We start from the raw sequence: 22,954 nt of genomic DNA on the forward strand, positions 1-22,954 counted from the left end.
GAAGCAGGAACCCACCGAAGCGACGCACAGCAGCCTTGCGCCGCTGTGAGCGCCGTAGGAATCCCCTTTCTTTAGGGGGGAGGATGTCAACGTCGTCTGCTTATACGCATGCCTCAGGGCTGCAGCGGTTCGAACAAGTTTGTCTGTATCTGGCGCAGATGGGTGCGCAACAGTCCGCATGCTTTGGCCGCGTCCCGGTCTTGAAGGGCCGCCACAATTGCGCGGTGCTGCGCTTCGTATTCGGCCCGGCGTTCCGGCGTAAGGGACAAGCGCTTAAGCCTGCCCCATTCGCCTTGTTCGCGCACTTGGTTGCCCAACTCCAGGATCTGCAGAAAGAAGTGATTGTGGGTGGCCTGGGCAAAGGTTTTGTGCAGTTCGCCATCCCAGTATTCAAAAGCTTCGATCGTGGTGGCGGCCTCCGCATTTTCCAGGCACAACCTCATACGGTTGAAATCCGCCGCTGTCGCATGACGCGCAATCAGGGCGGGCATCAGAGGTTCGATCAACAGACGCGCTTCCATCAGCTCTGCCGGGCTGGTGCTTACCCCGCCCTCTGCAGCGGCGGAATCGGCCGCTGCCATGGCGGCAAATGTACCGCTGCCGACCACCTGTCTTATCCAGCCTCGCTGGCGGAACTCTGCCAGCACGCGCCGTACAGAGCCGCGCGACGTGCCGAACTGTTCGCTCAGAATGCGCTCGGCGGGCAGCTTGACGCCTGGTCCAATGCGGCCTGATCGCATTTCGTCGAGCAAATAGGCCGCCAGCGCCTGCGCGCCGGGCGCACGCACCGATGGCAAAGGTTGGGAGGTGGGAAAACGAGGAGTATCCATATTTGCAAGGCGTCGTGACATGGGCCGTAGCGTATCCCAACCAGTACCAATTGGTCAAAATATTTCAAAGCTGATGAAGACCGCCAAAATTCTGGAAGATGCTAAAAAACAGTATTGCTAGGGAAATATACCGCGCTTATACTCGGCCATATGTACCAACTGGAAGAGAAACGTTTGTAATAAATATACCAGTTGGTATTGTCCTGATCATATACGGCAATGTTTCTTGCTCAAGGGCCCCGGGCCTGATCAGTGCAGGTCCAATCAGTGCAGATCCATCGTCCAACCCTCCAGAAAGAAGCAGGTATATCGCATGCGACTCGCCACCTACCTTTACCAGAAGCAACGTCACGTCGGCGTTGTGTCCGATGATGGCGCATCGGTTCAAGCCCTCGACGTTTCCGCTGATGTTGCCGAGCACGGTGTCCTCGGCCTAGTTGAACTTGCTGCGCAGGGCACCGTTATCCAAACAATTGCGCGCAGTGAGCGCATTGCACTCGCCGATGTCACCCTGATCGCACCCATTCCTCGCCCGCGTCGCAATATTTTCTGTGTCGGGCGTAACTACCATGCGCACGCCAAAGAGCTATCGGGGTCGGTGTTCAAGGCCAGTAATGCCGATCCCGCGGCTTGGCCTATCGTCTTCACCAAGGTGCCGGAGTGTGTGGTTGGCCCCGCTGACGATGTACGGCTGCCAGTCGGTATTTCCGAGCAGGTCGACTACGAGGCCGAGCTTGCCGTGGTGATTGGCCGGCAGGGCCGTGACATCCGCCGCGACGACGCCTTCGCCCACGTGTTCGGCTACACCATCGTCAACGATGTTACGGCGCGTGATGTGCAGATGCGCCACCAGCAATGGGACCTGGGTAAATCGTTCGACACGTTCTGCCCCATGGGGCCTTGGGTCGTGACCGCCGATGCGCTCAATGCCACCGACACGCGCGTACGTTGCTGGGTTAATGGCGAGCCGCGCCAAGATGCCTATACCCGCGACTTTATTTTCGACATCCCAACGCTCATTGAAACCTGTTCGCGCGGCATCACGCTATACCCTGGCGACATCATCGCCACGGGTACACCGGCGGGCGTGGGTATGGGTTTCACCCCCCCGCAGTACCTCAAGCCTGGTGACCGGGTGCGTATCGACATCGACGGCGTGGGTAGCATCGAAAACCGATTCGTCTAGTTATTTTTGTATGTATACATAAAAAGTAGAAACGCACACACACAGCGATAAAGAGGAGACAACCCATGCAATGCTCTGTGCGAAGTCAAGTTGTTGCCGCCTGTGCGGCCCTGCTGCTGTCAGGGGCCGCCACCGCCAAGTACCCTGAGCGGCCGATCACTATGATCGTGCCCTTTCCGCCAGGCGGCGTCACCGACACCGTAGCCCGGCCTGTCGCTGACGCGCTGGGCCGTGATCTGGGTCAACCGGTCGTCGTCGAAAACAAGGCAGGTGCCGGCGGCGCGATCGGAGCGGGCGAGGCGGCCAAAGCCAAGCCCGATGGCTACACCATCATGCTGATGTTGTCTTCCATTTCCATACTGCCCGAAGCCGACAAAATCCTGGACCGCAAATCCGCCTATGACACCACCGACTTCGTGCCCATCGCCCGCATCACCGCCGACCCCACCGTGTTGGTCGTGCGCGCCGATGCTCCCTGGAAGACCGTGAAGGAATTCGTGGAGGCCGCTCGAAAGGAGCCGGGGAAGATCAACTATGGCAGTTCGGGCGTGTATGGCTCGATGCATGTGCCTATGGCCATGCTGGAGAAAAATGCCAAGGTGAAAATGACGCACGTGCCCTATACCGGCGCCGGCCCCGCTGTCGCAGCTTTGCTGGGCGGGCAGGTTGCGGCCATTTCTACGGGGCCCTCCAGCATCCTGCAGCACATCAAAGCGGGCAAGGTACGGGCGCTGGCTCATTGGGGTGACGAGCCGCTTTCAACCTTGCCTGATGTGCCTAGCCTGTCGCATGAAGGCTATGACGTGAAGTTTGTGCAATGGTCCGGTATTTTTGCGCCCGCTCGCACGCCGCCCGATGTTGTGAGCGCATTGCGCCAGAGCGCGGAGCGTGTGGCAAAGGATCCCCAGGTGCAGGCAAAAGTGTTGGGGGCAGGCAGCCCAGTGGCCTATATGGATGCCCCTGCGTTCAAGAAGTACTGGGATGCCGACGACGCGGTGCTGCGCCAAGCGGTGCGGGATATCGGCAAGGTGGAGTAGGAGAACATGAGGCTGCGGTGATCGCTGCTGTCATTAACCGGGTTTGATGAGTGCCCAACCCTTTGATGCCGGAGACTTCAGATAGGGACGTTTTTGCTATTGAAAATAGTGCGCTGTTTACCCACTTCAGGGATAATGCGGAAGCGCCCAAAAACCAGAAGGGGTTACGTGAAAAATCACGTAACCCCTTGATAATACTGGCGCGGCTGGCAGGATTCGAACCCACGACCCCTTGGTTCGTAGCCAAGTACTCTATCCAACTGAGCTACAGCCGCTGCAAAAGAGGCGTAACTATAACACGGTTTTTTTGCTGTGTCATGTTCACCTCGAAAATTTTATTTTTTCGATATGAACGGATTGCCCTCGATATAGAACCGCAAAGGTTTCTCCGCCCACGAACCCGCGTAGTCTACACCAATTCTTGGTTTGGCGATAATTTGGCGGGCGGGATGGGGATACGGATCGTTGGCGATAAATAGATCGTCGCTCAGCAGATCTGCACCGTAGTGAGAACGGTCTATGCCTAGTGCCTTGCAAAGCCTGCCGGGCCCGCGTGTATTGGCATTGAGGTTGGCAACCGGCTCCAGGGCCCGCAGCAGCACCGCCGCACCGATGCCGTCGGGCTCGGTGACCACATTCATGCAATGGTGCATGCCGTAGATAAGGTAAACATAAATATGCCCGGGCGGGCCGAACATCGCGCGGGTGCGGGGGGTGAGCCCTTTGGATGTATGGGCGGCCAAGTCATGCGGCCCCAGATACGCCTCGACTTCCACGATCCTGCCGATGCGAGCGATGCCCATCACCCGATGCACCAGCAGCTTGCCGAGCAGCTCGTGCGCTACCAAAACGGTGTCGCGGTCATAGAAAGCGCGAGGCAGGGGCATCAGCCCTTCCGCAGCCGGCTCAGCCAGCTGTGTGTCGCGGCTTGCCGGAGAGGGTGTTGCTTGCTTCGTGGAAAAGGCTGCAATCCGTCCTCGGCGGCGCGTCGCAGGGGGCTGGGTGACCGGATTCGCGTCCGTTTCGGGCCCAGTATTTTTGGGCCTGGCACCGCCTTTTTCTCCGTCTTTTGGCCTATTGCCTTCATCGGCAAAATGCGCGGAATTGATCGGTTTCATAAAGTAATGATTTTTTTAAGAAAAACACTGTAATAAAGATTGACGACAGCGAGCGTCGGCTATACCATCCCGCACAGGATTTTCAGGTTTGTTGATTAGTACAAATGCGGTGCCAGGCAGTGTTCTGTGTGCTTTTTTGCAACAATCTCTACCTTGACAGTCTTTACCAGGCGGGCGGGTTGCCCGCGCTATTTCAAGGATTGCAACATGCAAACAGAAACCGGCATTGTAAAATGGTTCAACAACGAAAAAGGCTATGGCTTCATCAAGCCTGATAACGGCGGCAAAGATCTGTTCGCCCATCATAGCGACATTCTCGGCTCGGGCTTCAAGTCCCTCGAAGAAAACCAGCGCGTTTCCTTCGTGTCGGCCGAAGGCCAAAAAGGCCCCCAGGCTAAGTCCATCCAGCCGCTCTAAACCGCGCACGATGACGGCGCCGCCTCGCCAGGCGGCGTTTTAGTCCTGACTGCCCGTGCAACGCGCTGTCGACAATATGTCGGCCAGCGGGCGCGGGCAGTTTTCATTTGCGCGTCCGTCGCCGCCAGAGGTGCCCTGTCACCCGCGCGTGTGGCCGGCGGGCCTTTGCTTTTGTGAGCGCCAGCATGGTTGCGGCCGGCGTCGGCGTCAAGTTTAGCCGGCCACGTTGGCGATCCGCTCAAGCAAGAGCTGCTTGTCAGAATCAGGCAGAAATGACGCTGTAATGCTGTTACGCGCCAGCGCAACGATTTCACCGCGCGTCAGCCCCAGCGCTTGCGCACAGGCCAGGTAGTTATCGGCCACATAGCCGCCGAAATAGGCCGGGTCATCCGAATTTACCGTCACCCGCACACCCTGACGCAGCAGCCGCGCAAGATTGTGCTGGCGCAGATCGTCCACCACGCATAACTTGAGATTTGATAGCGGGCACACAGTGAGCGGCACCTGTTCGCGGATCAGGCGTTGCACCAGGCTGGCGTCTTCTTCGCTGCGTACGCCGTGGTCGATGCGTGACACGCGCAGGTCATCGAGTGCGCTGCGCACATAGTCGGCCGGGCCTTCCTCGCCTGCATGCGCCACCAGCCTGAAACCCAATTGTCGCGCGCGCGCGAAAACACGGGCGAACTTTGCCGGCGGGTTGCCGCGTTCCGATGAATCCAGCCCTACGCCTATCCACAGATCGGCGTACTGCTCACGCAGGCGGAGCGCGTCGTCCAGCGTGCGTTGCGCGTCGTCTTCGGAAAGATGGCGCAGAAAGCTGAGCAGCAGGTACCCGCCAGGCCCGCCAGCCGCCCGAGCGTCGCGCATCGCGCCGGCAATACCGGCGAATACCGTCGCCATTGCCACGCCGCGCGCGGTATGCGTTTGCGGATCGAACATGATTTCGGCATGCGCCACACCGTCGTGGCGCGCACGCGCCAGGTAGGCGGCCGTCATGTCGTAGAAATCCTGCTCGGTGCGCAGCACATTGGCCCCTGCATAGTACAAGTCAAGAAACGATTGCAGGCTGTCGAACTGGTAGGCTTTGCGCAGCGCATCCACGTCTGCGTACGGCAAGGCAAGGCCATTGCGGCGCGCCAGCGCAAACATCAATTCTGGCTCCAGCGTGCCCTCGATGTGCAGATGTAATTCGGCCTTGGGCAGGGCGCGGATGAAGGCTGCGTCTGGGTTCATGGCGTGGCGTAGTGTTTGGCAACGATGTGCTGATATGCGCTGTCGATATCTTGCCGCAAGGCCTTGGCCGCGCCTGCGGCGTTGCCCGCTTCCAGCGCATCGATCAGGTGTGTGTGGTGAACGACGGCCGTTTTGTTGCGCGTGCGCTCGGAGCCGGCGCGCAAGTCATAGTTGAGCACCGGCCCTATTCTAAGCCATAGCGATTCGATGATTTTCACCAGCATGGGCATGCCCGCCGCTTCGTAGAGGGAAAAATGCAGCGATTTGTTCAGCAAAATAGCCTGGGCCAAGCTGCCGCCCCCTTCGTCCATCCTGGCGGAAAGTTCTGCATTGATATGGCGCAGCGCGCCCACCAGCGCCGGTGTTACATGCTGTGTGGCCTGCTCCACGGCATAACCCTCGACTTGCAGGCGGATTTGCGTGATCTCGTGAAACTGGGCAGCCGTCATCACCGGCACGCGTACGGAGCGATTGGGCGCAACCTCGAGCGCCTGGTCCGCAACAAGCTGATAGACCGCTTCGCGTACGGGCATCATGCTGACGCCTAGCGCTTCGGCGGTGGAGCGCAGCGACAATTGTTCGCCAGGCTCAACCTGGCCGGTGAGCAGCAGCTCCTTGATTTGCGAAAGCACATTGGCGCCCAGCGTTTCCCGCTTCGGTGGCGGATTGAACAGAGTGTTCATGTTGGCGGGTGAACCTCCTTTTGAGTTGCATGCTAGGGAAACCACTAGCTGTGATCTGTGATCACAGTTTAATAGTATAACGAGGATTCATCCCGAAGCAGCAACACGCTTCACGCGGCACACGCTGGGTGGAAACCCCGGCGCCGCGTACCCATAAATGTCGTGACACGCAGGAGGAGACAAACCAATGAACAACCGCAATAACGATACGCCATCCGCGCGGCGGCGCATGCTGCTCCAGGGATCGGCGGCGCTTGCCGCCGGGCTGGCCATGCCTGGGCTCGTGCGCGCGCAGGGTTCTGGGCCAATCCGTATTGGCCACCTTACTCCACGCACCGGCTTCCTGGGCCCCATGGGCGAGTACGCGGTGCTGGGTGCTACGCTGGCCGTCGAAGAGGTGAACGCGGCAGGCGGTGCGCTGGGCCGCAAGTTTGAACTGCTGTCCGAAGACAGTGTGAACCCGCAGACGGCATCCACGAAGGCGCAGCGCATGATAGAGCGCGACGGTGTGCATTCGCTGGTTGGCGAAATCAGTTCCGCCTCGGGGTTGGCGATTTCGCAGGTTGCCCAGCGCGGCAAAAAGCTTTTCATGCAGACGGGCTGCAATTCTGACGAACTGCGCGGCGCCAACTGCAGCCGTTATATGTTCCACCTGGAAGCCTGCAACACCATGTACGTGCGTACCGTGGGGCAGGCCTTGCTGCGCGACGGCATGGTCAAGGGCAAGCGGTGGATGGCGTTCACCGCCGATTACGCGTTCGGGCACGATCTGTTCAAGCGCACCAAGAAGTTCATGGACGATAACGGCGCGGTGTTTATTTCGAACGACAACCTGCCTACCGACGCCACAGAGTTCAGCGCTTCGCTGCTGAAGATCCGCCAGCAGAAGCCCGATTTGGTGGTCAGCAATCTGGCCGGCAACCAGACTACCAACTTTACCAAACAGTACAACGAGTTTGGTATCGATGTGCCGTTCGCGGGCGCCGACATGAACATGACCAGCATCTGGGGCGCGGGCAAGGAGGGCTTTAGCGGCGTCTGGCCCATTATCTGGACACACCAGTTGCAGGCGAAGTCGGCGCGGGATTTCGTGGCGCGTTTCCAGAAGCGCTTCGGTAAGCTGCCCGAGAACCAGGCCGTCAACGATTACTTGGCGATCAGGATGCTGGCGCAAGCCATGAACGACATCAAGTCCGATGACACTGAAAAGTTGATTGCGTATCTGGAAAGTGGCAAGAAATTCGATGTATTGCGGGAGCGCGAAGGGTATTTCCGGCCATGGGATCATCAACTGGTGTATGAGATGTACACCGTGCGCCCGGCCAAAGACCAGAAGGGCAAGGGCTCCAATGATTTCATGGAAACCAGTGCGCCGGTGCCGGGTGCGTCCGAGAACCTGGAAGTGCTGGCGCCAAGCCAGGAAGAGAACGCATGCAAGTTTGCATGACGCCCGCCTGCCGCGGTATGCGCCGCGGCGGGCGGCAGTACGCTGTGGCGCGCTGGCCGCGCCGGGCTCAACCCTCATGCCGGAGCAACAGTCTTGGCGACTGAATTGATCTTCATTGTCCAGCAGGTCGTCAACGGCCTGCTTCTGGGTTCGTACTATCTGCTGATTGCGCTGGGGCTGTCGATCATTTTCAGCCTGGGCGGCATCGTCAATCTGGCGCACGGTGCGTTCTACGCCATCGGCGCCTATCTCATCGTTTCGCTCAGCGAACACCTGGGCTATGGCGTGGCGTTCATTGCATCGCCGCTGGTGGTGGCTGCCATCGGGATGATGATCGAGCGGCTGTTCTTTCGCCGCTTCTACCGTGCCGATCCTACCCTAAGCCTATTGTTCACTTTTGCGCTCTCCATGGTGATCGAGCAGGCGCTGAGGATGATCTTCGGTTCGTCGCCCTTGCCGTTTTCGGTGCCCAAGTTTGCGCACGGGATGGTGGTGATGGGCAGCTTCTTTTATCCCACCTATCGCATCGGCATGCTTGTCGTTGCGTTGGCCGCTATCACCGGCACCTGGTACCTGCTGAACCGGACAGCATTCGGCAAGATTGTCAAAGCCGGCATCAATGATCCGGATATGGTGCGAGCCTTGGGCATTTCCCTCAATCCCATTATGACCGCCGTGTGTGGGATAGGCATAGGCTTGGCCGGCCTTGCCGGCGTGTTGCTGGCGCCGATTACCGGTGTACAGCCCGCCATGGGCCAGGAAATACTGACGGCGGCGTTTGTCGTGGTGGTCATCGGCGGGCTGGGCAGTTTCTGGGGTGTTGTGCTCGCTGCCGTACTTGTAGGGGTGATCCGTGGGCTGACTTCCTATTTCTATCCGCCCGCGTCCGAAGCGTCGCTCTATTTATTGATGCTCATCATTTTGATTATGCGCCCGCGCGGTTTGCTGGGTGAACGCATAGAGCGCCTGGAGTAATACAGATGTTCAAACAAGAACTAAGGGTACTCGCGCCTGTCGCCCTGGGCCTGGTTGTGCTGCCTGTCCTGCTGGGTTTGGGTGGCCTTACCTACAGCACCGCGGTTGAGTGCATTGTGCTGGCCATTGCCGCGCTGGCCTTGAATATCCTGCTGGGCTATACCGGCCTGGTTTCCTTCGGGCATGGCGCGTGGTTCGGCATCGGCGCCTACGCGATGGGTGTCCTGCAACTGCGCGTGTTTCCCGGCGGCACGCTGCTGCCATTGGTACTCGCGATTTTACTTGTCGCGGTAGTGTCGTTGGCGATTGGCCTATTGATTCTGCGCAGGCGCGGTGTTTACTTTTCACTGCTCACGCTGGCATTCGGCGCCTTGTGCTTTGCCGTGGCCTATCGCTGGACGGCGCTGACCGGTGGCGAGAACGGATTGGGTGGTATTGAGCGCAATACTGTGCTGGGTGTAGACCTGAACGACTCACTGGCCTTCTACGTATTCGTCTCCGTCATCGCCTTTGCCGTGGTGGCTGCGCTGCTGCGTCTGACGCTGTCTCCCTTCGGGGCCGTGCTCACAGCCATTCGCGAAAACGAGTTGCGCACGCGCTTCATCGGTTTCAATGTTGATGCCTACAAACTGCTGGCATTCGTGGTCTCGGCATCCATCACCGGCCTGGCGGGCGCATTGTCGGTGCTCAGTCATCGCATCGCTTCGGCCGAGGCCATGTCGCTTGCGTTTTCCGGCGAGCTGCTGGCTATTGCACTGATCGGCGGCATGCGCAGTTTCTCGGGGCCGATCTGGGGGGCTTTGTTCTACATATTGTTCCGTGAATACTTGTCCATGTTCACGTCGGACTGGCTGCTGTATTTTGGCCTGGTGTTCATTTTCTTTATTCTGGTGACGCCATCAGGCCTGAATGGCCTGGCCCGAAGGCTGTACCGCATGATTGTGCCCGAGAAGCAGACGGGCGCGGCGATGGCCCAGCGCGTTACGGCCACAGACCCTTCGTTCTTCCCGTCGTTCCTGGCGGCGCAGCAGCCAGCCACGCTGCGTTGCGAGCAAGTGGGCAAGTCGTTCGGCGGTATCGCCGCTGTGCGGGACGTTAGTCTGAACGTACGGGGCAAAGGGGTGCACGCGCTGATCGGCCCTAATGGCGCGGGCAAGACATCACTGTTCAATCTGATATCCGGCATGTTCCCCGCCGATCGCGGCCACCTGAAGCTCGACGGTACGGTGCTCGACAAAAAGGGGCCCGATGAGATCTGCGCCAGCGGCTTGGCGCGCTCGTTCCAGATCACCAATCTTTTCAAGGGTCTCTCGGTACGCGAGAACCTGTGCTTGTCGGTGCTCAGCCGCGATCCGCACCGCTTCTCCATCTGGAAACGTCTGGACGGCCTGACCGCTACGCAGTCGCAGACTGACGAGTTGGTGAAGTATCTGGGGGTGCAGGGAATGGAGGGGGCCATTGCCGAAGATTTGTCATATGGCGGACAGCGTGTCGTGGACATGGGGCTGGCCTTGGGCGCCGCGCCCCGCATCCTGTTGCTGGACGAGCCGCTGGCGGGGCTGGCGGCGGCCGAGCGCGACCGCATCGGAACACTGATCCGGCGCCTGGGGGACCGCATTGGCGTGCTGCTGGTCGAGCATGACGTGGACCGCGTCTTTGCTATGGCCGACACGATCACGGTGATGAACCAAGGCAGCGTGCTGGTGGAGGGCGATGCGCAAACCGTCCGCGCCGATGCCCGCGTACACGAGATCTATATCGGCTCGGGCAGCGAAGCACTGGCCGCCAGTGTTCCCGAAAGCCGTCATGGTGAAGCGGTAACGCTGGCGGTAAGCGGGCTCGATGCCTTCTATGGCAAAAGCCACATCCTGGCAGACATTTCCTTCAAGGCGCACCAAGGCGAGATCATCGCGGTACTGGGCCGCAACGGGGCTGGCAAGTCCACGCTGCTCAAGAGTCTGCTGGGCCTGGCGCGCTTGGGGGCCGGCGAGATCGAGATCGGCGGCATGCGCACGCGCGCGCCTATCCCCGAGGCCATGGCCCGCCTGGGGATTGCCTTCGTGCCGCAGGGGCGGCGATTGTTTCCCGGCCTCACTGTGCGCGACAACCTGATGCTGGGCCGACTCAAGCGCCAAGGGCGAGGTGGCTGGAGCGACGAGGAAATCTTCCGGGTGTTCCCGCGCCTGGAGGAGCGTTACCACATTGATGCCACGCTGCTGTCGGGCGGCGAGCAGCAGATGGTGGCCATTGCGCGTGCGTTGGCCGGCCATGTCGAAGTGCTGCTGCTGGACGAGCCGTTCGAAGGCCTGTCGCCCGCCATGACCGAGGAGGTTTTCAATGCCATATTGCAGCTGAAGAACAGGCTCACCATCCTGATCGTCGATCACAACCTGGACTTGGCGTTGGCGCTCTCGGACACTGCGTTGGTGCTGGATCGCGGCCGCATTACACATCACGGCGAAGCGCGGCCGCTGCTGGTTGATCTGGATTTCCGGCGGGAAAAATTATGGGTCTGATCGAGGGGGCGGCTACCGCCGTGAGTGTCGGCGTGAGCCGCGTACACGCCCTCGCGTAGGGGTATGCACATTCATCAATGCGTCACACTTTGCATAGAGGAACACAATGTTTGAAAACATCAGTATGAAAGGCAGTAAGGTGCTCATCACAGCGGGTGCGAGCGGCCTGGGCCTGGAAATGGCGCGCGTATTCGTTGCCGAAGGCGCGCACGTGTTTGTTTGCGACGTGGACGAGGCAGCGCTGGCGGCGGTGCGCCAGGCGCTGCCGGGCGTTGCCACGCAAGTGGCCGATGTGTCCGATGAGGACAGCGTGGCCGCCCTGTTCGCGCAAGTGGCGCAAACGCTAGGGGGGCTTGATGTGCTGATCAACAATGCCGGCATCGCGGGCCCCACGGGTTATGTAGAAACATTGAGCCGCGCCGATTGGGACCGCACACTGGCGGTCAACATTACTGGGCAGTTTCTGTGTGCGCGGTTGGCGATCCCAATGCTCAAGGCGTCGGCCGCCGGTGTGATCATCAACCTTTCATCGGCGGCGGGGCATCTGGGCTTTGCGGGCCGGTCGGCGTATTCCGCATCCAAATGGGCTGTCGTCGGCTTTACCAAGACGCTCGCCATTGAGCTGGGCCGTCACGGCATACGCGTGAACGCCATTTTACCCGGCGCTGTCGAGGGGCCGCGCATCCGCGCCGTGATCGCTGCCAAGGCGCAAACGCTGGGCAAGCCGGTCGAGGAAGTTGCCGCGCAGTATGAAAATCAGGCCGCATTGGGCCGCATGGTAACTGCGCGTGACATCGCCAACATGGCGCTGTTTGCCGCCAGCCCTGCAGCGGGTAATGTGAGCGGCCAGGCGCTCGTGGTCGATGGCCACACACAGCAATTGGTCTGAATCGCATCAACGAGGCGGCGCCACGGCCGGCCATATGACGGCGCGCCGGGCGCAGTCCAGCGACAACACGGGGGTTAATATGAAAGTGGCTGTAGTAGGGGCTGGGCTGATCGGCCAGGCATGGGCGATTGTTTTCGCGCGCGGCGGCTGTGAGGTCAGTCTTTGGGATGGCGATGCGGCGGCGTTGGCGCGCGCACAGACGATGATTGCTGAACTGGCCGCAACCTTGCAACAGAAGGGTCTGCTGGATGATGCTGCGGCTGTTGCCGCGCGTATCACCTCGGCGCAAAGCTTGGAGCAGGCGCTGATGGGGGCGCGATATGTGCAGGAAAACTTGCCTGAGCGTGTTGACGTCAAACGTGACATTTTCGCGCGCATGGATGCGCTGGCCGGCCCGGATACCGTGCTGGCCAGCTCCACCTCCAGCATCGCGGCCTCGGTGTTCACTGAGGGCCTGGCGGGCCGCGCACGCTGCCTGGTTGCACATCCCGTCAACCCGCCGTATCTGGTGCCGGTGGTGGAACTGTGCGGTACGCCTTGGACCAGTGATGCAGCCATGGCTGCAGCCCGCACGCTCATGACAGAAGTCGGACAGAAACCGGTGACCATCAATAAAGAGCTGGAGGGTTTTGTGTTGAACCGCCTGCAGGGGGCTTTGTTGCGCGAAGCCTTCAGGCTGGTGGAGCAGGGCTATGTAAGTGCCGAGGACCTGGACGTTACAGTCAAGGACGGGCTGGGCCTGCGTTGGTCATTCATGGGCCCGTTCGAGACCATAGACCTGAATGCCCCCGACGGCATACGGGACTATTGCCTGCGCTATGGCGGTATGTACACATCCATTGCCCGACAACAGACAGATACCGCGGCCTGGCCCGAAGCCTTGCTGGACGAGCTCGAGGCGCAGCGGCGTGCGCTGCTGCCGCAAGACCAGTTGCTGCAGCGCCGCCTGTGGCGCGACGAACGGTTGATGGCGCTTATGCTGCACAAGCGCGAGCAGGACGAAACATAATTACGCATGCCACAGGCGGCGGCGCTTTACATACGCGATACAACGCGATACGCAAGCAAACAATGCCGTGCTGCAGGCATGCCGGTCATAAGGCAAGCATATACGCGAGCACGGTTTCAACACAGCATAGAGGAGCATCGTAGATCATCATGGCCAGCAAAAAGAAAGTCATCATTACTTGCGCCGTTACCGGCGCCATTCATACGCCCAGCATGTCGCCGCACCTGCCGGTGACGGCAGACGAAATCGCCGATGCGGCCATTGCGGCAGCGCAGGCCGGTGCGGCCATCCTGCACCTGCATGCACGCGACCCCAAGGACGGCCGGCCGACGCAGGACCCGGAGTACTTCCGGCCTTTCCTCAAGAAGATCAAGGCGGCCACCAATGCCGTCATCAACATTACCACTGGTGGCAGCCCCCACATGACGGTCGAAGAACGCATGCGTCCGGCCATGACATTCAAGCCCGAAGTGGCCTCGCTCAATATGGGCTCGATGAACTTCGGTCTGTTTCCCATGCTAGACCGCTTCAAGACCTTCGAGCATGAATGGGAGCGCCAGCATCTGGAGAACAGCCGCGACCTTATCTTCAAGAATACCTACAAAGATATTGAAACGATTCTGCGCAAGGGCAGCGAGAACGGTACGCGCTTCGAGTTCGAGTGCTACGACATCAGCCACTTGTACAACCTGGCGCACTTCATGGATCGTGGCCTGGTGCAAAGCCCGCCTTTCATTCAATCGGTATTCGGCATCCTGGGCGGCATTGGCCCCAACCCCGAAGACCTGATGCATATGCGCCGGACAGCCGACCGGCTGTTTGGCGACAATTACCAGTGGTCCATACTTGGGGCGGGGCGCAACCAGATACCTCTGGCCACCATGGGGGCGGCCATGGGTTCCAACGTCCGCGTCGGCCTTGAAGATTCGCTATGGATAGGCCCGGGGCAGCTCGCATCGTCCAATGCCGAACAGGTCAGTCGCATACGCACCATTCTCGAAGCCCTGAACCTTGAGGTTGCATCGCCTGACGACGCGCGCGCCATGCTCAAGCTCAAGGGCGGCAACCACGTTGATTTCTGATCGCCGTGGCTTATGGCGGCATGACGGCGAGCAGGCAGCCGGCGTGCGCTAGCTGCTGTGCTGGCCCAGCCAGGCGGCGGCGCCCGTCAGCGCCGGCTGCTGGCTGCGGATCACATATACAGGTATCGCGGCCACGTAATGGCGAAAACGGCCTTTGTCTTCAAAGCGAGCGCGAAATGGCGAGGCGGCGAAATAGCTGCCTAGTTTCTTGATGATTCCCCCGCCGATGTAAACCCCGCCTCGTGCGCCCAGCGTCACGGCAAGGTCGCTCGCAGCCGATCCCAGCATGGCGCAAAAGGTGTCCAGAGCCTGGCGGCAGATAGGGGCGCCGCCTGCAATGGCGTGCTCGCTGATCTGGCTAGGGGTGTACGGTTGGCGCACCGCGCCGTGGTCCTCGCACAGGCATTCATAAATGAAGCGCAGGCCGGACCCGGATATTAGGCGTTCCTGCGAGACATGTCCGCCAAAGCGCTCGACAGCGTGGCGCCAGATCATCTCCTCGGTGTCATCAGCCGGTGCAAAGCGAGCATGGCCGCCTTCAGTCGCCAACGGCAGCCAGTTGCCGCGCGGCATAGGGATCAGGGCCGAAACGCCTAGGCCAGTGCCCGGGCCCAGCAGGCCCAAAGGCGCACCGCGCGCACCGGGGCCACCGCCGACCTGCTCTAGCTCATCGGCAGGCAGATACGGCAAAGCCATCGCAAGCGCCGCGAAATCATTGAGTACATGCAATTGGGCCAGCCCGAGCGCCATACGCATCTGTTCGATCGAAAAGGCCCAGGGGCCGTTGGTCATTTTGACGTGATCGTCCAGGACCGGATTGGCAATGCCGATGGCTGCGCGCTGGACGCTGGGATTGCCCGCATCCGACAGGTATTGCCGAATGGCCGCCTCCAGCGTTGGATGCGCTCGGCTTTCCATTACCTGCACGGCATGGATGTCATTGACGCCCGTGCATAGCGCGAAGCGCGCATGGGTACCGCCAATGTCGGCAATCAGTTGGAGCGGACCGGTCCGTCCGGTGGGACGGGCCGCGTTTTGGGTAGCTGCACCGGTCGGAGCCGGGTCATGGGTGCCAGTAGACATCGATGGGAACTCCTGTATGCGCAACGACATAGCTGACCGGCAGCGCCGGGTCGGGGGCGCGCTGCGCGCGTTCAAGCACGGCGCGCTTGTGACTGCCCGAAATCAGCAGCACAATGCGCCCGGCGGACAGGATCGCGGCCAGTGTCATGCTGATCCGGTCATGGGGGGCGGCAGGTGGTGTTACCCGTAGATAACGGCAAGGATTTGCCGGGTTCAGCCCGGCCCGCAGCTGCGCCGCGCCCGGAAACAACGAAGCGGTGTGCCCGTCCTCGCCCATGCCCAGCATGACCACGGATAGCGGGCTGTCGAGCTGGTTGGCATGGGCAACGCAGGCATCGATGTCCGCGGGGTTGGATACCAACCCCGTGAAACGGGCGTAGGCGGCGTGACCGCGCAACAAATATGAGCGTGCCAGCCGTTCATTGCTGTCGGGGTGGGTGGGCGGTACGAAGCGGTCGTCCACCAGTGTGATCTGCACGGCGTGCCAAGGCAGCGGAGTTTGGGACAGTTCGTCAAATGCGCCAACCGGAGACCGCCCGCCCGAGACAGCCAGCCCGGCGCGGCCCCTGGCGGAAATGGCACTCGTCAGGGTATCGGCAACCATGCCGGCCAAGGCTCGGGCGCAGTCCGATTGTGTATCGAACTCATGCCAGATAATCTGCGGGGAAGGCGAGGCGCCGGTCATCGTCGGTCTCCTTACATTTCTTCATGCCATACCGCGCCGGCGCGTGAGAGCAGGCCGCCGCTGGCGGCGGGGCCCCAACTGCCTGCTGTATACATTTTGGGCGTGATGACATGCCGGCCCCAGCATGCCAGTATCGGCTCCACCCAGCTCCAGGCCTGGGCCTGCTCGTCGCGGCGCATGAACAGTGCCAACCGGCCGTGGATGACATCAAGCAGCAGGCGCTCATATGCGTCGGTGCGGCGGGCCTGGAACATGGTGCTGAAATCAAGGTTGAGATACGTGGACTGCAGGTCCATGGCCTCGCCGGGGCGCTTGGCCAGGAAGTACAGCCGTACACTCTCGCGCGGCTGCAGCCGGATAACCAGCCGATTGGCGGAGGCCACGCCGTAGGGCATAGAAAACAAGGCGTGCGGTACTTTGCGGAAATTGATGACGATCTCCGCCACGCGTTCCTGCATCCGCTTGCCAGTGCGCAAGAAGAACGGCACGCCCGACCAGCGCCAACTGGACACTTCCGCCTGCAGTGCCACAAAGGTTTCGGTGGTGCTGCCAGGATCGACGTCGGGTTCTTCTCGATAGCCGGGCACAGGTTTGCCACTGATCGCGCCACTGCGGTATTGCCCGCGCACGGTGTAGGTCAGCACATCTTCTGTGGTGAAGGGCTTGAGCGACTTGAGCACTTTGAGCTTTTCATCGCGCACGGCGTCTTCGGTCAGGCTTGAAGGCGGCTCCATCGCCACCATGCACAGGAGTTGCAGCAAATGGCTTTGCAGCATGTCGCGCAGCGCCCCGGTGCGTTCATAAAACTGGCCGCGCTGTTCCACGCCCAGTTCTTCCGCAATGGTGATCTGAATATTGTCTATCCACTCCCGCCGCCATAGCGGCTCAAACAGCGTATTGCCGAAGCGTATGGCCAGCAGGTTTTGCACCGATTCCTTGCCCAGGTAATGGTCGATGCGGTAAATCTGACGCTCATCGAAGCACCGGCCTACGGCGTCATTGATGGCGTTGGATGACTCCAGATCGTGCCCCAGCGGCTTTTCGAGCACCACGCGAGCGTCGGCGTGGTTCAGCCCGGCGTGCGCCAGATGCTGGCAGATGGGGATGAACAGATGCGGCGCCGTGGCAAGGTACGATACCAGCACGCGTCCCGAGGCTGCGCCCACTGCTTGAGCCAATCCGGCATAATCGGCGGCATTGGCGGCATCGACCACTAGAAACTGTACGCGTTCTATAAATGCCGCCCACACGGCCGGGTCGTAGCTGTCGCCCAGGCGAGGCGCAACCCGCTCTTGCAGCATGGCCAGATAACCCTCTCGCTCCAGCCGCGTGCGGCCCAGCGCGAAGATGCGGCCATCCGGATGCAGCGCGCCTGATAAGTGCGCGTGGTAGAGCGACGGGATCAGCTTGCGCAAGGCTAGATCACCCGTACCGCCGAAAAACACGATGTCGAACGCAGGTGTCGTTGCCATGGTTTCCTTGCCTGCACAGGGTGTGGGGCGCTGCCGTGCGTACCCACTTGCCTCGATTGTAGTGAGGGTGCCATGCAAAAGTACAGGCGGCACGCCGCTGCAAACACCGTGCCCGTTACAATTACTGTCATCACGGCCATTCGGGCCGCCCGCGCATCAGCACATACAACATACAAAAGCCATGAACAAAACGACCAGCCGCTACACCATTGCCGATGTGGCGCGTTATGCGGGCGTATCGAAGGCGACCGTGTCGCGGTTCCTGAACCATCGCGATACCTTGCTGTCGGCAGAGATCGCCCGCCGCGTCGAGGCGGCGATCGAAGAGCTCGGTTACGTGCCCAGCCCGATGGCGCAGGCACTCAAACGCGGCCGCTCCCGGCTGATCGGTCTGGTGGTGGCTGACATCGCCAATCCATACTCGGTCGCGGTGCTGCGCGGCGCCGAACTCGCTTGTCGGCAGGCCGGCTACCTGGTCATGCTGTTCAACCTGGGCAACGAAAGCGAGCGCGAGAGCGCTGGGCTGCGTGCGCTGTCGTCCTACAAGGTCGAGGGCTTTATTCTCAATACGATGGGGCATGACACGGGCTCATTGCTAGAGGCTGCCACCCACGGCCGGCCAATGGTACTGGTCGATCGCATGCATCCGGGCCTGAATATTGACTTCATCTCGCTCGATAACGCGCAGGCGGTCGGCGAAGGCGTGCGGCATCTGCGAGAGTCGGGCTACCACGATCTGTTGCTGGTTACCGAACCTTTGGGTGCGGTCAGTTCCCGCCTGGAGCGCTCGCAGGTATTTGAAACACTGGTGCACGAGCAAGCCGATGTGCTGCGCGGATCACGCTACGAAAGCCCGGATGATGACGATCCAGGTCTGGTGGCCGCGCTGCGCGCGCTGCGGCGCCGCGCGGGCAAGAATCGCATGCCAGCGGTCCTGGCCGCCAATGTGGTCATCACGTTGCGCGTCATTGCTGCGATTGAAAAACTTGGCTGGCGGCTGGGTGCGCAGGTAGGCTTGGTCGGCATAGACGACGCCCGATGGGCACCCTATATCGGGCCCGGCATTACAACCATCGCACAGCCTACCGATCGCATCGGCGAACGTGCGGCTGAATGCTTGCTGCAACGCATAGGCGGCCTGTCGGGCCCCGCGCGAGCAATACGATTGCCAGGTACGCTGATGGTACGCGGCTCGACTACCCGGCAAAAATAAATGCTAGAATTTTTGCTTTATTATCTAAACCTGAAACCGGTTTCAAAGGCGCAAGCGACCGATACAAGGTATTCTTGATTCACGCGCGGCGCTTGTGCCGATTCAGCCGGATACCAGCAAACGTGAACTACGACTTTCAGTTTGGCCCCGTCTTCGACGCCTGGCCGCTGCTGCTCCATGGCACCTGGATGACCATCCAGCTTTCATTCCTTGCCATGGCGCTGGGGCTGCTTGTGGCTGTGGGGTGCGCATGGGGCAAGACTTCCGGCCCCGGGCCGCTGCGCTGGCTGATCAACGTCTATATCGAGATCATCCGCAATACGCCGTTTCTGGTCCAGCTTTTCTTTTTCTTTTTCGCTCTTCCGGCTGTGGGTGTGCGCTGGTCGCCCTATATGGCGGCGCTGGTGGCCATGGTTTTCAACCTTGGCGCCTACGCCACAGAGATCGTGCGCGCCGGCATTGAGTCCATACCCAAAGGGCAGATTGAGGCCGGTCTGGCGCTTAACCTGTCACGCGTCGAGATTTTCCGTTTTGTGATTCTCAAGCCGGCGCTGCGGGCCATCTACCCGGCGCTTACCAGCCAGTTCATCCTGCTCATGCTGGCGTCTAGCGTCGTATCCGTCATTTCGGCCGATGATCTCACTTCGGTAGCCGCCAATCTGCAGTCCCAGACATTCCGCAGCTTTGAGATCTACATCGTCGTCACAGGCATCTACCTGGCGCTGACACTGGCGTTTTCCTACATGTTCCGCCTTGTGTTCCAGCGCACCCTCAACTACCCGGACCGTCGATAATGCGCACCTTTGGTTATACCGACTTCTGGTTCATTCTCGAAGCGGCCCAGTGGACCGTCCTGCTTTCGGTCATCGCCTTCATCGGCGGCGGCATTGTCGGCCTGCTCGTTGCGCTGGGGCGCACAGCTGAAAACCGTGCGGCGCTGGCCCTGTCCACGGGTTTTATCCAGATATTCCGCGGGACGCCGCTGCTGCTTCAGTTGTTTCTGGTGTTTTTTGGTGCACCGGTGCTGGGTTTTGAAATCAACCCGTGGGTGGCGGCGGCGGTTGCGCTCACGCTCAACAGCGGGTCCTTCTTGGGCGAAATATGGCGTGGCTGCATACAGGCCATACCGCGCGGGCAATGGGAAGCCGCCGATGCGCTGGGGCTGTCATACCGCGACAAAATGCGTGACGTAGTGCTGCCGCAGGCGCTCAAGATCGCTGTGCCGCCCACAGTGGGCTATATGGTGCAGATCGTCAAGGGCACGTCGCTTGCCGCCATCATTGGCTTTACCGAATTGACGCGCGCTGGGCAAATCATCAATAACGCCACCTTCCAGCCCATGCTAGTGTTCACGGTAGTAGCTGCAATCTATTTTGTGCTGTGCTGGCCGCTGTCCCTTTATGCCGGCCATCTCGAGCGCCGGTTGGCGGTGTCCCGCGCGCGCTGAGGCTTTTGCTCCGGGATACGCCAATGGCGTGTTCCGGTTTTTCATGTCTACGGAGACAACAGACTATGTTTTCAACACTGAAAATCCGAAATTTTGTTGCCGGGTCGCTGCTCATGAGCGCTGCGCTGGCCATTGGCGCGTCCCCTGTCGCTGCCGAAACCCTGGACACGGTCAAAGAAAAGGGTGTGCTTACCATCGGCATGCTGGTCGATTTTCCGCCGTACGGCATCCTCAATGGTGAAAACAAGCCTGATGGGTATGATGCGGACGTGGCGCGCACCTTGGCCAAAGATTTGGGCGTCAAGCTCAACATTGTCCCCGTGACTGGCCCCAACCGCATCCCTTTCCTGCTTACCGGCAAAGTGGATATGCTGATTGCCTCGCTGGCCATCACGCCCGAGCGCGCCAAACAAGTGCAATTTTCCCATCCGTATTCCGCAGCGCAGATCGTGATGTTCGGCCCCAAGGACACCAAGATTGTCAAGCCTGAGGATCTCTCGGGCCTGCGTATTGGCGTGGCCCGCGCGAGCACGCAAGATATCACCGTGACAGAGATCGCTCCCAAGGATGCCAACATCCGCCGCTTCGACGATGACGCATCGGCCATGCAGGCGCTGCTGGCAGGCCAAGTCGATGCAATCGGCTGCTCCACTACCGTCGCCGCGCAGATCGCCAAGCGCGCGCCCGACCGCTTCGAGAATAAGTTTGTGCTGCGCCAGCAAGAAATGGCAGTTGCATTGCGTCCCAATGAGCCCAACACGCTTAAGGCGGTTAACGAGCTGGTCGACAAGAACATCCAGGATGGCACCCTCAACAAGCTATACGAAAAATGGCTGGGTACGCCGCTGCCGGACCTGAAGAAGTCGTAATGCCCAGGCTGGAACACGTATGACCGACACACAAACAGCCCAGCCCGGCGCCGGTGATCCGATCATCGGCATCAAGGGCCTGAACAAATGGTATGACCAATTCCATGTCCTGACCGACATCGATCTGAGCGTGGGGGCCGGCGAGCGCATTGTCATTTGCGGGCCGTCGGGTTCAGGCAAGTCGACGCTGATACGCTGCATCAACGGCCTGGAGCGCGTCCAGCAGGGCAGCATTGTCGTAAATGGTATCGATCTTACGGCCAATACTCGCAATATCGATGCAGTGCGGCAAGAAGTCGGCATGGTGTTCCAGCAGTTCAATCTGTTTCCGCACATGACGGTGTTGCAGAATTGCATGCTGGCGCCCATGCGTTCGCGGGGTGTATCAAAAGCCGATGCGGAGGCCATGGCGATGAGATACCTCACCCGCGTGCGCATTGGCGACCAGGCACTGAAGTATCCCAGCCAGCTCTCGGGCGGGCAGCAGCAGCGCGTGGCCATCGCACGTGCGCTGTGCATGACGCCCAAGATCATGCTGTTCGACGAGCCCACGTCGGCGCTCGATCCGGAAATGGTCAAGGAAGTGTTAGATACCATGATAGGCTTGGCCGACGACGGCATGACGATGCTGTGTGTGACGCATGAAATGGGTTTTGCGCGCAGCGTTGCAGATCGCGTTATCTTCATGGCCGATGGCAAGATCGTCGAGCAGGCGCCGCCGGACCGTTTCTTCGGTGATCCGCAGCACGAGAAAACCCGCAACTTCCTTGGCCAGATCCTGAATCATTAATCTTCCTTACTCATTCCACGCACGCAATGAATAACGCAATTGATGTGGTCACCTTCGGCGAAGCGATGATGCTGCTGGTGGCGGACCGGCCCGGCCCAATCGAAGATGCACAGATGTTCCACAAGCGCACGGCGGGCGCAGAAACCAATGTGGCCATCGGCCTGTCCCGTCTGGGCTTGCGCGTGGGGTGGGCCAGCCGGTTGGGTAATGATTCCATGGCTCGCTATTTGTTGACCGCCATGCGTGGTGAAGGCATAGACTGCACGCACGTCGTCTGCGACGCGTCGCAGCGCACGGGTTTCCTGTTCAAAGGGCGCGTTATCGATGGCAGCGACCCTCCGATTGAATATCACCGCAAAGGTTCGGCCGCCAGCACCATGCAGCCTGGTGATATCGATGCGGGCTGGCTGTGCGCGGCCCGCCATTTGCATGCCACAGGTGTTTTTGCCGCCGTGGCGCCCAATTGTTATGAAACCTCTCGCCGCAGCATGGCGCTAATGCGCGAAGCTGGCAAAACCATTTCGTTCGATCCTAATCTGCGCCCTACGCTCTGGGCTTCCGAAGCGGCGATGCGGGCGGGCATCAATGCCCTGGCAGGCATGGCCGATTGGATATTTCCGGGTCTTGCAGAAGGCCGGCTGCTTACTGGGCTCGATACACCAGAGGACATCGCACGCTTCTACAGAGCGCAGGGCTCGAGCTTGGTTGTCATCAAGCTGGGCGCCGAAGGTGCGTACTATGACAATGGTGATGAGCAGGGCTACGTACCTGGCGTTCCCGTCGAGCACGTCGTCGATACCGTGGGCGCGGGCGACGGCTTTGCCGCCGGCGTCATCAGCGCGCTGCTCGAGGGCCAGCCGTTGCGCAGGGCCGTTGCGCGTGGTGCGTGGATAGGTGCGCGTGCGGTCCAGGTGCTTGGCGATACCGAAGGCCTGCCTACGCGCCAGGAGCTCGACGCGGCCGGCTGGTAAAC

22 protein-coding genes and 1 tRNA gene are annotated in these 22,954 nt (G+C 60.4%); 15 read left to right on the forward strand and 8 right to left on the reverse strand.

The genetic code is table 11. The features are described from left to right. Positions 1–113 precede the first annotated feature (113 nt). Positions 114–830 (reverse strand): FadR/GntR family transcriptional regulator, encoded by a 717-nt coding sequence (locus tag LOL23_RS16840; RefSeq protein ID WP_160979104.1) that lies wholly within the window; start codon positions 828–830, stop codon positions 114–116. 313 nt (positions 831–1,143) lie between these two features. Here LOL23_RS16840 and LOL23_RS16845 point away from each other — a divergent pair, with 313 nt between their 5' ends. Beyond that, the gene (locus LOL23_RS16845) at positions 1,144–2,016 is read left to right on the forward strand and encodes a fumarylacetoacetate hydrolase family protein (RefSeq protein ID WP_160979106.1); all 873 of its coding nucleotides are present in this window, start codon (positions 1,144–1,146) and stop codon (positions 2,014–2,016) included. A 65-nt stretch (positions 2,017–2,081) separates the two neighbouring features. Continuing rightward, entirely contained in the window at positions 2,082–3,053 is a 972-nt protein-coding gene (locus LOL23_RS16850) for a Bug family tripartite tricarboxylate transporter substrate binding protein (protein WP_160979108.1), read from the forward strand. 198 nt (positions 3,054–3,251) lie between these two features. On the opposite strand, the gene LOL23_RS16855 is transcribed toward LOL23_RS16850, so the two are convergent. Both LOL23_RS16855 and LOL23_RS16860 read right to left on the reverse strand, forming a co-directional pair. Then, positions 3,252–3,328 (reverse strand) — tRNA-Arg (locus LOL23_RS16855). A gap of 60 nt (positions 3,329–3,388) precedes the next feature. Then, on the reverse strand, positions 3,389–4,171 hold the full coding sequence (locus LOL23_RS16860; RefSeq protein WP_369414138.1) for a DNA-3-methyladenine glycosylase: 783 nt from the start codon (positions 4,169–4,171) through the stop codon (positions 3,389–3,391). A gap of 207 nt (positions 4,172–4,378) precedes the next feature. Between LOL23_RS16860 and LOL23_RS16865 the strand changes: the two genes are divergently transcribed. Then, a complete protein-coding gene (locus LOL23_RS16865) occupies positions 4,379–4,588 on the forward strand; it encodes a cold-shock protein (protein WP_160979110.1) in 210 nt (69 codons plus the stop codon). A 213-nt stretch (positions 4,589–4,801) separates the two neighbouring features. Here the strand turns inward: LOL23_RS16865 and LOL23_RS16870 are convergent, their stop codons facing one another. Both LOL23_RS16870 and LOL23_RS16875 read right to left on the reverse strand, forming a co-directional pair. Continuing rightward, entirely contained in the window at positions 4,802–5,821 is a 1,020-nt protein-coding gene (locus tag LOL23_RS16870; RefSeq protein WP_160979112.1) for an adenosine deaminase, read from the reverse strand. Further along, positions 5,818–6,504, reverse strand: a complete 687-nt coding sequence (locus LOL23_RS16875) for a GntR family transcriptional regulator (protein WP_160979114.1) — start codon at positions 6,502–6,504, stop codon at positions 5,818–5,820. Before LOL23_RS16875 ends, LOL23_RS16870 begins: the two co-directional genes overlap by 4 nt. A gap of 187 nt (positions 6,505–6,691) precedes the next feature. Here LOL23_RS16875 and LOL23_RS16880 point away from each other — a divergent pair, with 187 nt between their 5' ends. The 6 genes from LOL23_RS16880 to kce all read left to right on the forward strand — a co-directional run bounded on the left by LOL23_RS16880 (position 6,692) and on the right by kce (position 14,422). After that, positions 6,692–7,951 carry an ABC transporter substrate-binding protein gene (locus tag LOL23_RS16880; protein ID WP_237173959.1) on the forward strand — a complete coding sequence of 420 codons (1,260 nt, stop codon included), beginning with the start codon at positions 6,692–6,694 and terminating at the stop codon, positions 7,949–7,951. Positions 7,952–8,044: 93 nt separating this feature from the next. Beyond that, positions 8,045–8,926: a branched-chain amino acid ABC transporter permease gene (locus LOL23_RS16885; protein ID WP_160979118.1), complete on the forward strand. Its 882-nt coding sequence runs from the start codon at positions 8,045–8,047 to the stop codon at positions 8,924–8,926. A 5-nt stretch (positions 8,927–8,931) separates the two neighbouring features. Next, positions 8,932–11,442 (forward strand): branched-chain amino acid ABC transporter ATP-binding protein/permease, encoded by a 2,511-nt coding sequence (locus LOL23_RS16890; RefSeq protein ID WP_160979120.1) that lies wholly within the window; start codon positions 8,932–8,934, stop codon positions 11,440–11,442. Positions 11,443–11,548: 106 nt separating this feature from the next. Then, positions 11,549–12,331, forward strand: coding sequence for an SDR family oxidoreductase (locus LOL23_RS16895; protein ID WP_160979122.1), 783 nt, complete (start codon positions 11,549–11,551; stop codon positions 12,329–12,331). A gap of 79 nt (positions 12,332–12,410) precedes the next feature. Further along, positions 12,411–13,340, forward strand: a complete 930-nt coding sequence (locus LOL23_RS16900; protein ID WP_160979352.1) for a 3-hydroxyacyl-CoA dehydrogenase — start codon at positions 12,411–12,413, stop codon at positions 13,338–13,340. Between the two features lie 149 nt (positions 13,341–13,489). Then, the gene (gene kce / locus LOL23_RS16905; protein ID WP_160979124.1) at positions 13,490–14,422 is read left to right on the forward strand and encodes a 3,5-dioxohexanoate:acetyl-CoA acetone transferase; all 933 of its coding nucleotides are present in this window, start codon (positions 13,490–13,492) and stop codon (positions 14,420–14,422) included. A 48-nt stretch (positions 14,423–14,470) separates the two neighbouring features. Here the strand turns inward: kce and LOL23_RS16910 are convergent, their stop codons facing one another. From LOL23_RS16910 to zwf, 3 genes are read right to left on the reverse strand one after another with little or no spacing between them, the layout of a single operon-like run. Continuing rightward, positions 14,471–15,505 (reverse strand): glucokinase, encoded by a 1,035-nt coding sequence (locus LOL23_RS16910; protein WP_160979126.1) that lies wholly within the window; start codon positions 15,503–15,505, stop codon positions 14,471–14,473. After that, entirely contained in the window at positions 15,486–16,190 is a 705-nt protein-coding gene (gene pgl / locus LOL23_RS16915; protein ID WP_202411695.1) for a 6-phosphogluconolactonase, read from the reverse strand. The genes LOL23_RS16910 and pgl overlap by 20 nt, the downstream gene beginning before the upstream one ends. An 11-nt stretch (positions 16,191–16,201) precedes the next feature. Beyond that, entirely contained in the window at positions 16,202–17,662 is a 1,461-nt protein-coding gene (zwf, locus tag LOL23_RS16920) for a glucose-6-phosphate dehydrogenase (RefSeq protein ID WP_160979128.1), read from the reverse strand. A gap of 181 nt (positions 17,663–17,843) precedes the next feature. Here zwf and LOL23_RS16925 point away from each other — a divergent pair, with 181 nt between their 5' ends. The 6 genes from LOL23_RS16925 to LOL23_RS16950 all read left to right on the forward strand — a co-directional run bounded on the left by LOL23_RS16925 (position 17,844) and on the right by LOL23_RS16950 (position 22,952). After that, on the forward strand, positions 17,844–18,875 hold the full coding sequence (locus tag LOL23_RS16925; protein WP_237173960.1) for a LacI family DNA-binding transcriptional regulator: 1,032 nt from the start codon (positions 17,844–17,846) through the stop codon (positions 18,873–18,875). A 122-nt stretch (positions 18,876–18,997) separates the two neighbouring features. Beyond that, positions 18,998–19,669 (forward strand): amino acid ABC transporter permease, encoded by a 672-nt coding sequence (locus LOL23_RS16930; RefSeq protein WP_160979132.1) that lies wholly within the window; start codon positions 18,998–19,000, stop codon positions 19,667–19,669. Continuing rightward, positions 19,669–20,322, forward strand: a complete 654-nt coding sequence (locus tag LOL23_RS16935) for an amino acid ABC transporter permease (RefSeq protein WP_160979134.1) — start codon at positions 19,669–19,671, stop codon at positions 20,320–20,322. Before LOL23_RS16930 ends, LOL23_RS16935 begins: the two co-directional genes overlap by 1 nt. Before the next feature lie 65 nt (positions 20,323–20,387). Further along, a complete protein-coding gene (locus LOL23_RS16940) occupies positions 20,388–21,191 on the forward strand; it encodes a transporter substrate-binding domain-containing protein (protein WP_160979136.1) in 804 nt (267 codons plus the stop codon). A gap of 19 nt (positions 21,192–21,210) precedes the next feature. Then, the gene (locus LOL23_RS16945; RefSeq protein ID WP_160979138.1) at positions 21,211–21,981 is read left to right on the forward strand and encodes an amino acid ABC transporter ATP-binding protein; all 771 of its coding nucleotides are present in this window, start codon (positions 21,211–21,213) and stop codon (positions 21,979–21,981) included. Positions 21,982–22,007: 26 nt separating this feature from the next. Beyond that, on the forward strand, positions 22,008–22,952 hold the full coding sequence (locus LOL23_RS16950; RefSeq protein WP_160979140.1) for a sugar kinase: 945 nt from the start codon (positions 22,008–22,010) through the stop codon (positions 22,950–22,952). Positions 22,953–22,954: the final 2 nt, after the last annotated feature.

Source organism: Paracandidimonas lactea (assembly GCF_021653995.1).
Taxonomy (GTDB): domain Bacteria; phylum Pseudomonadota; class Gammaproteobacteria; order Burkholderiales; family Burkholderiaceae_B; genus Allopusillimonas; species Allopusillimonas lactea.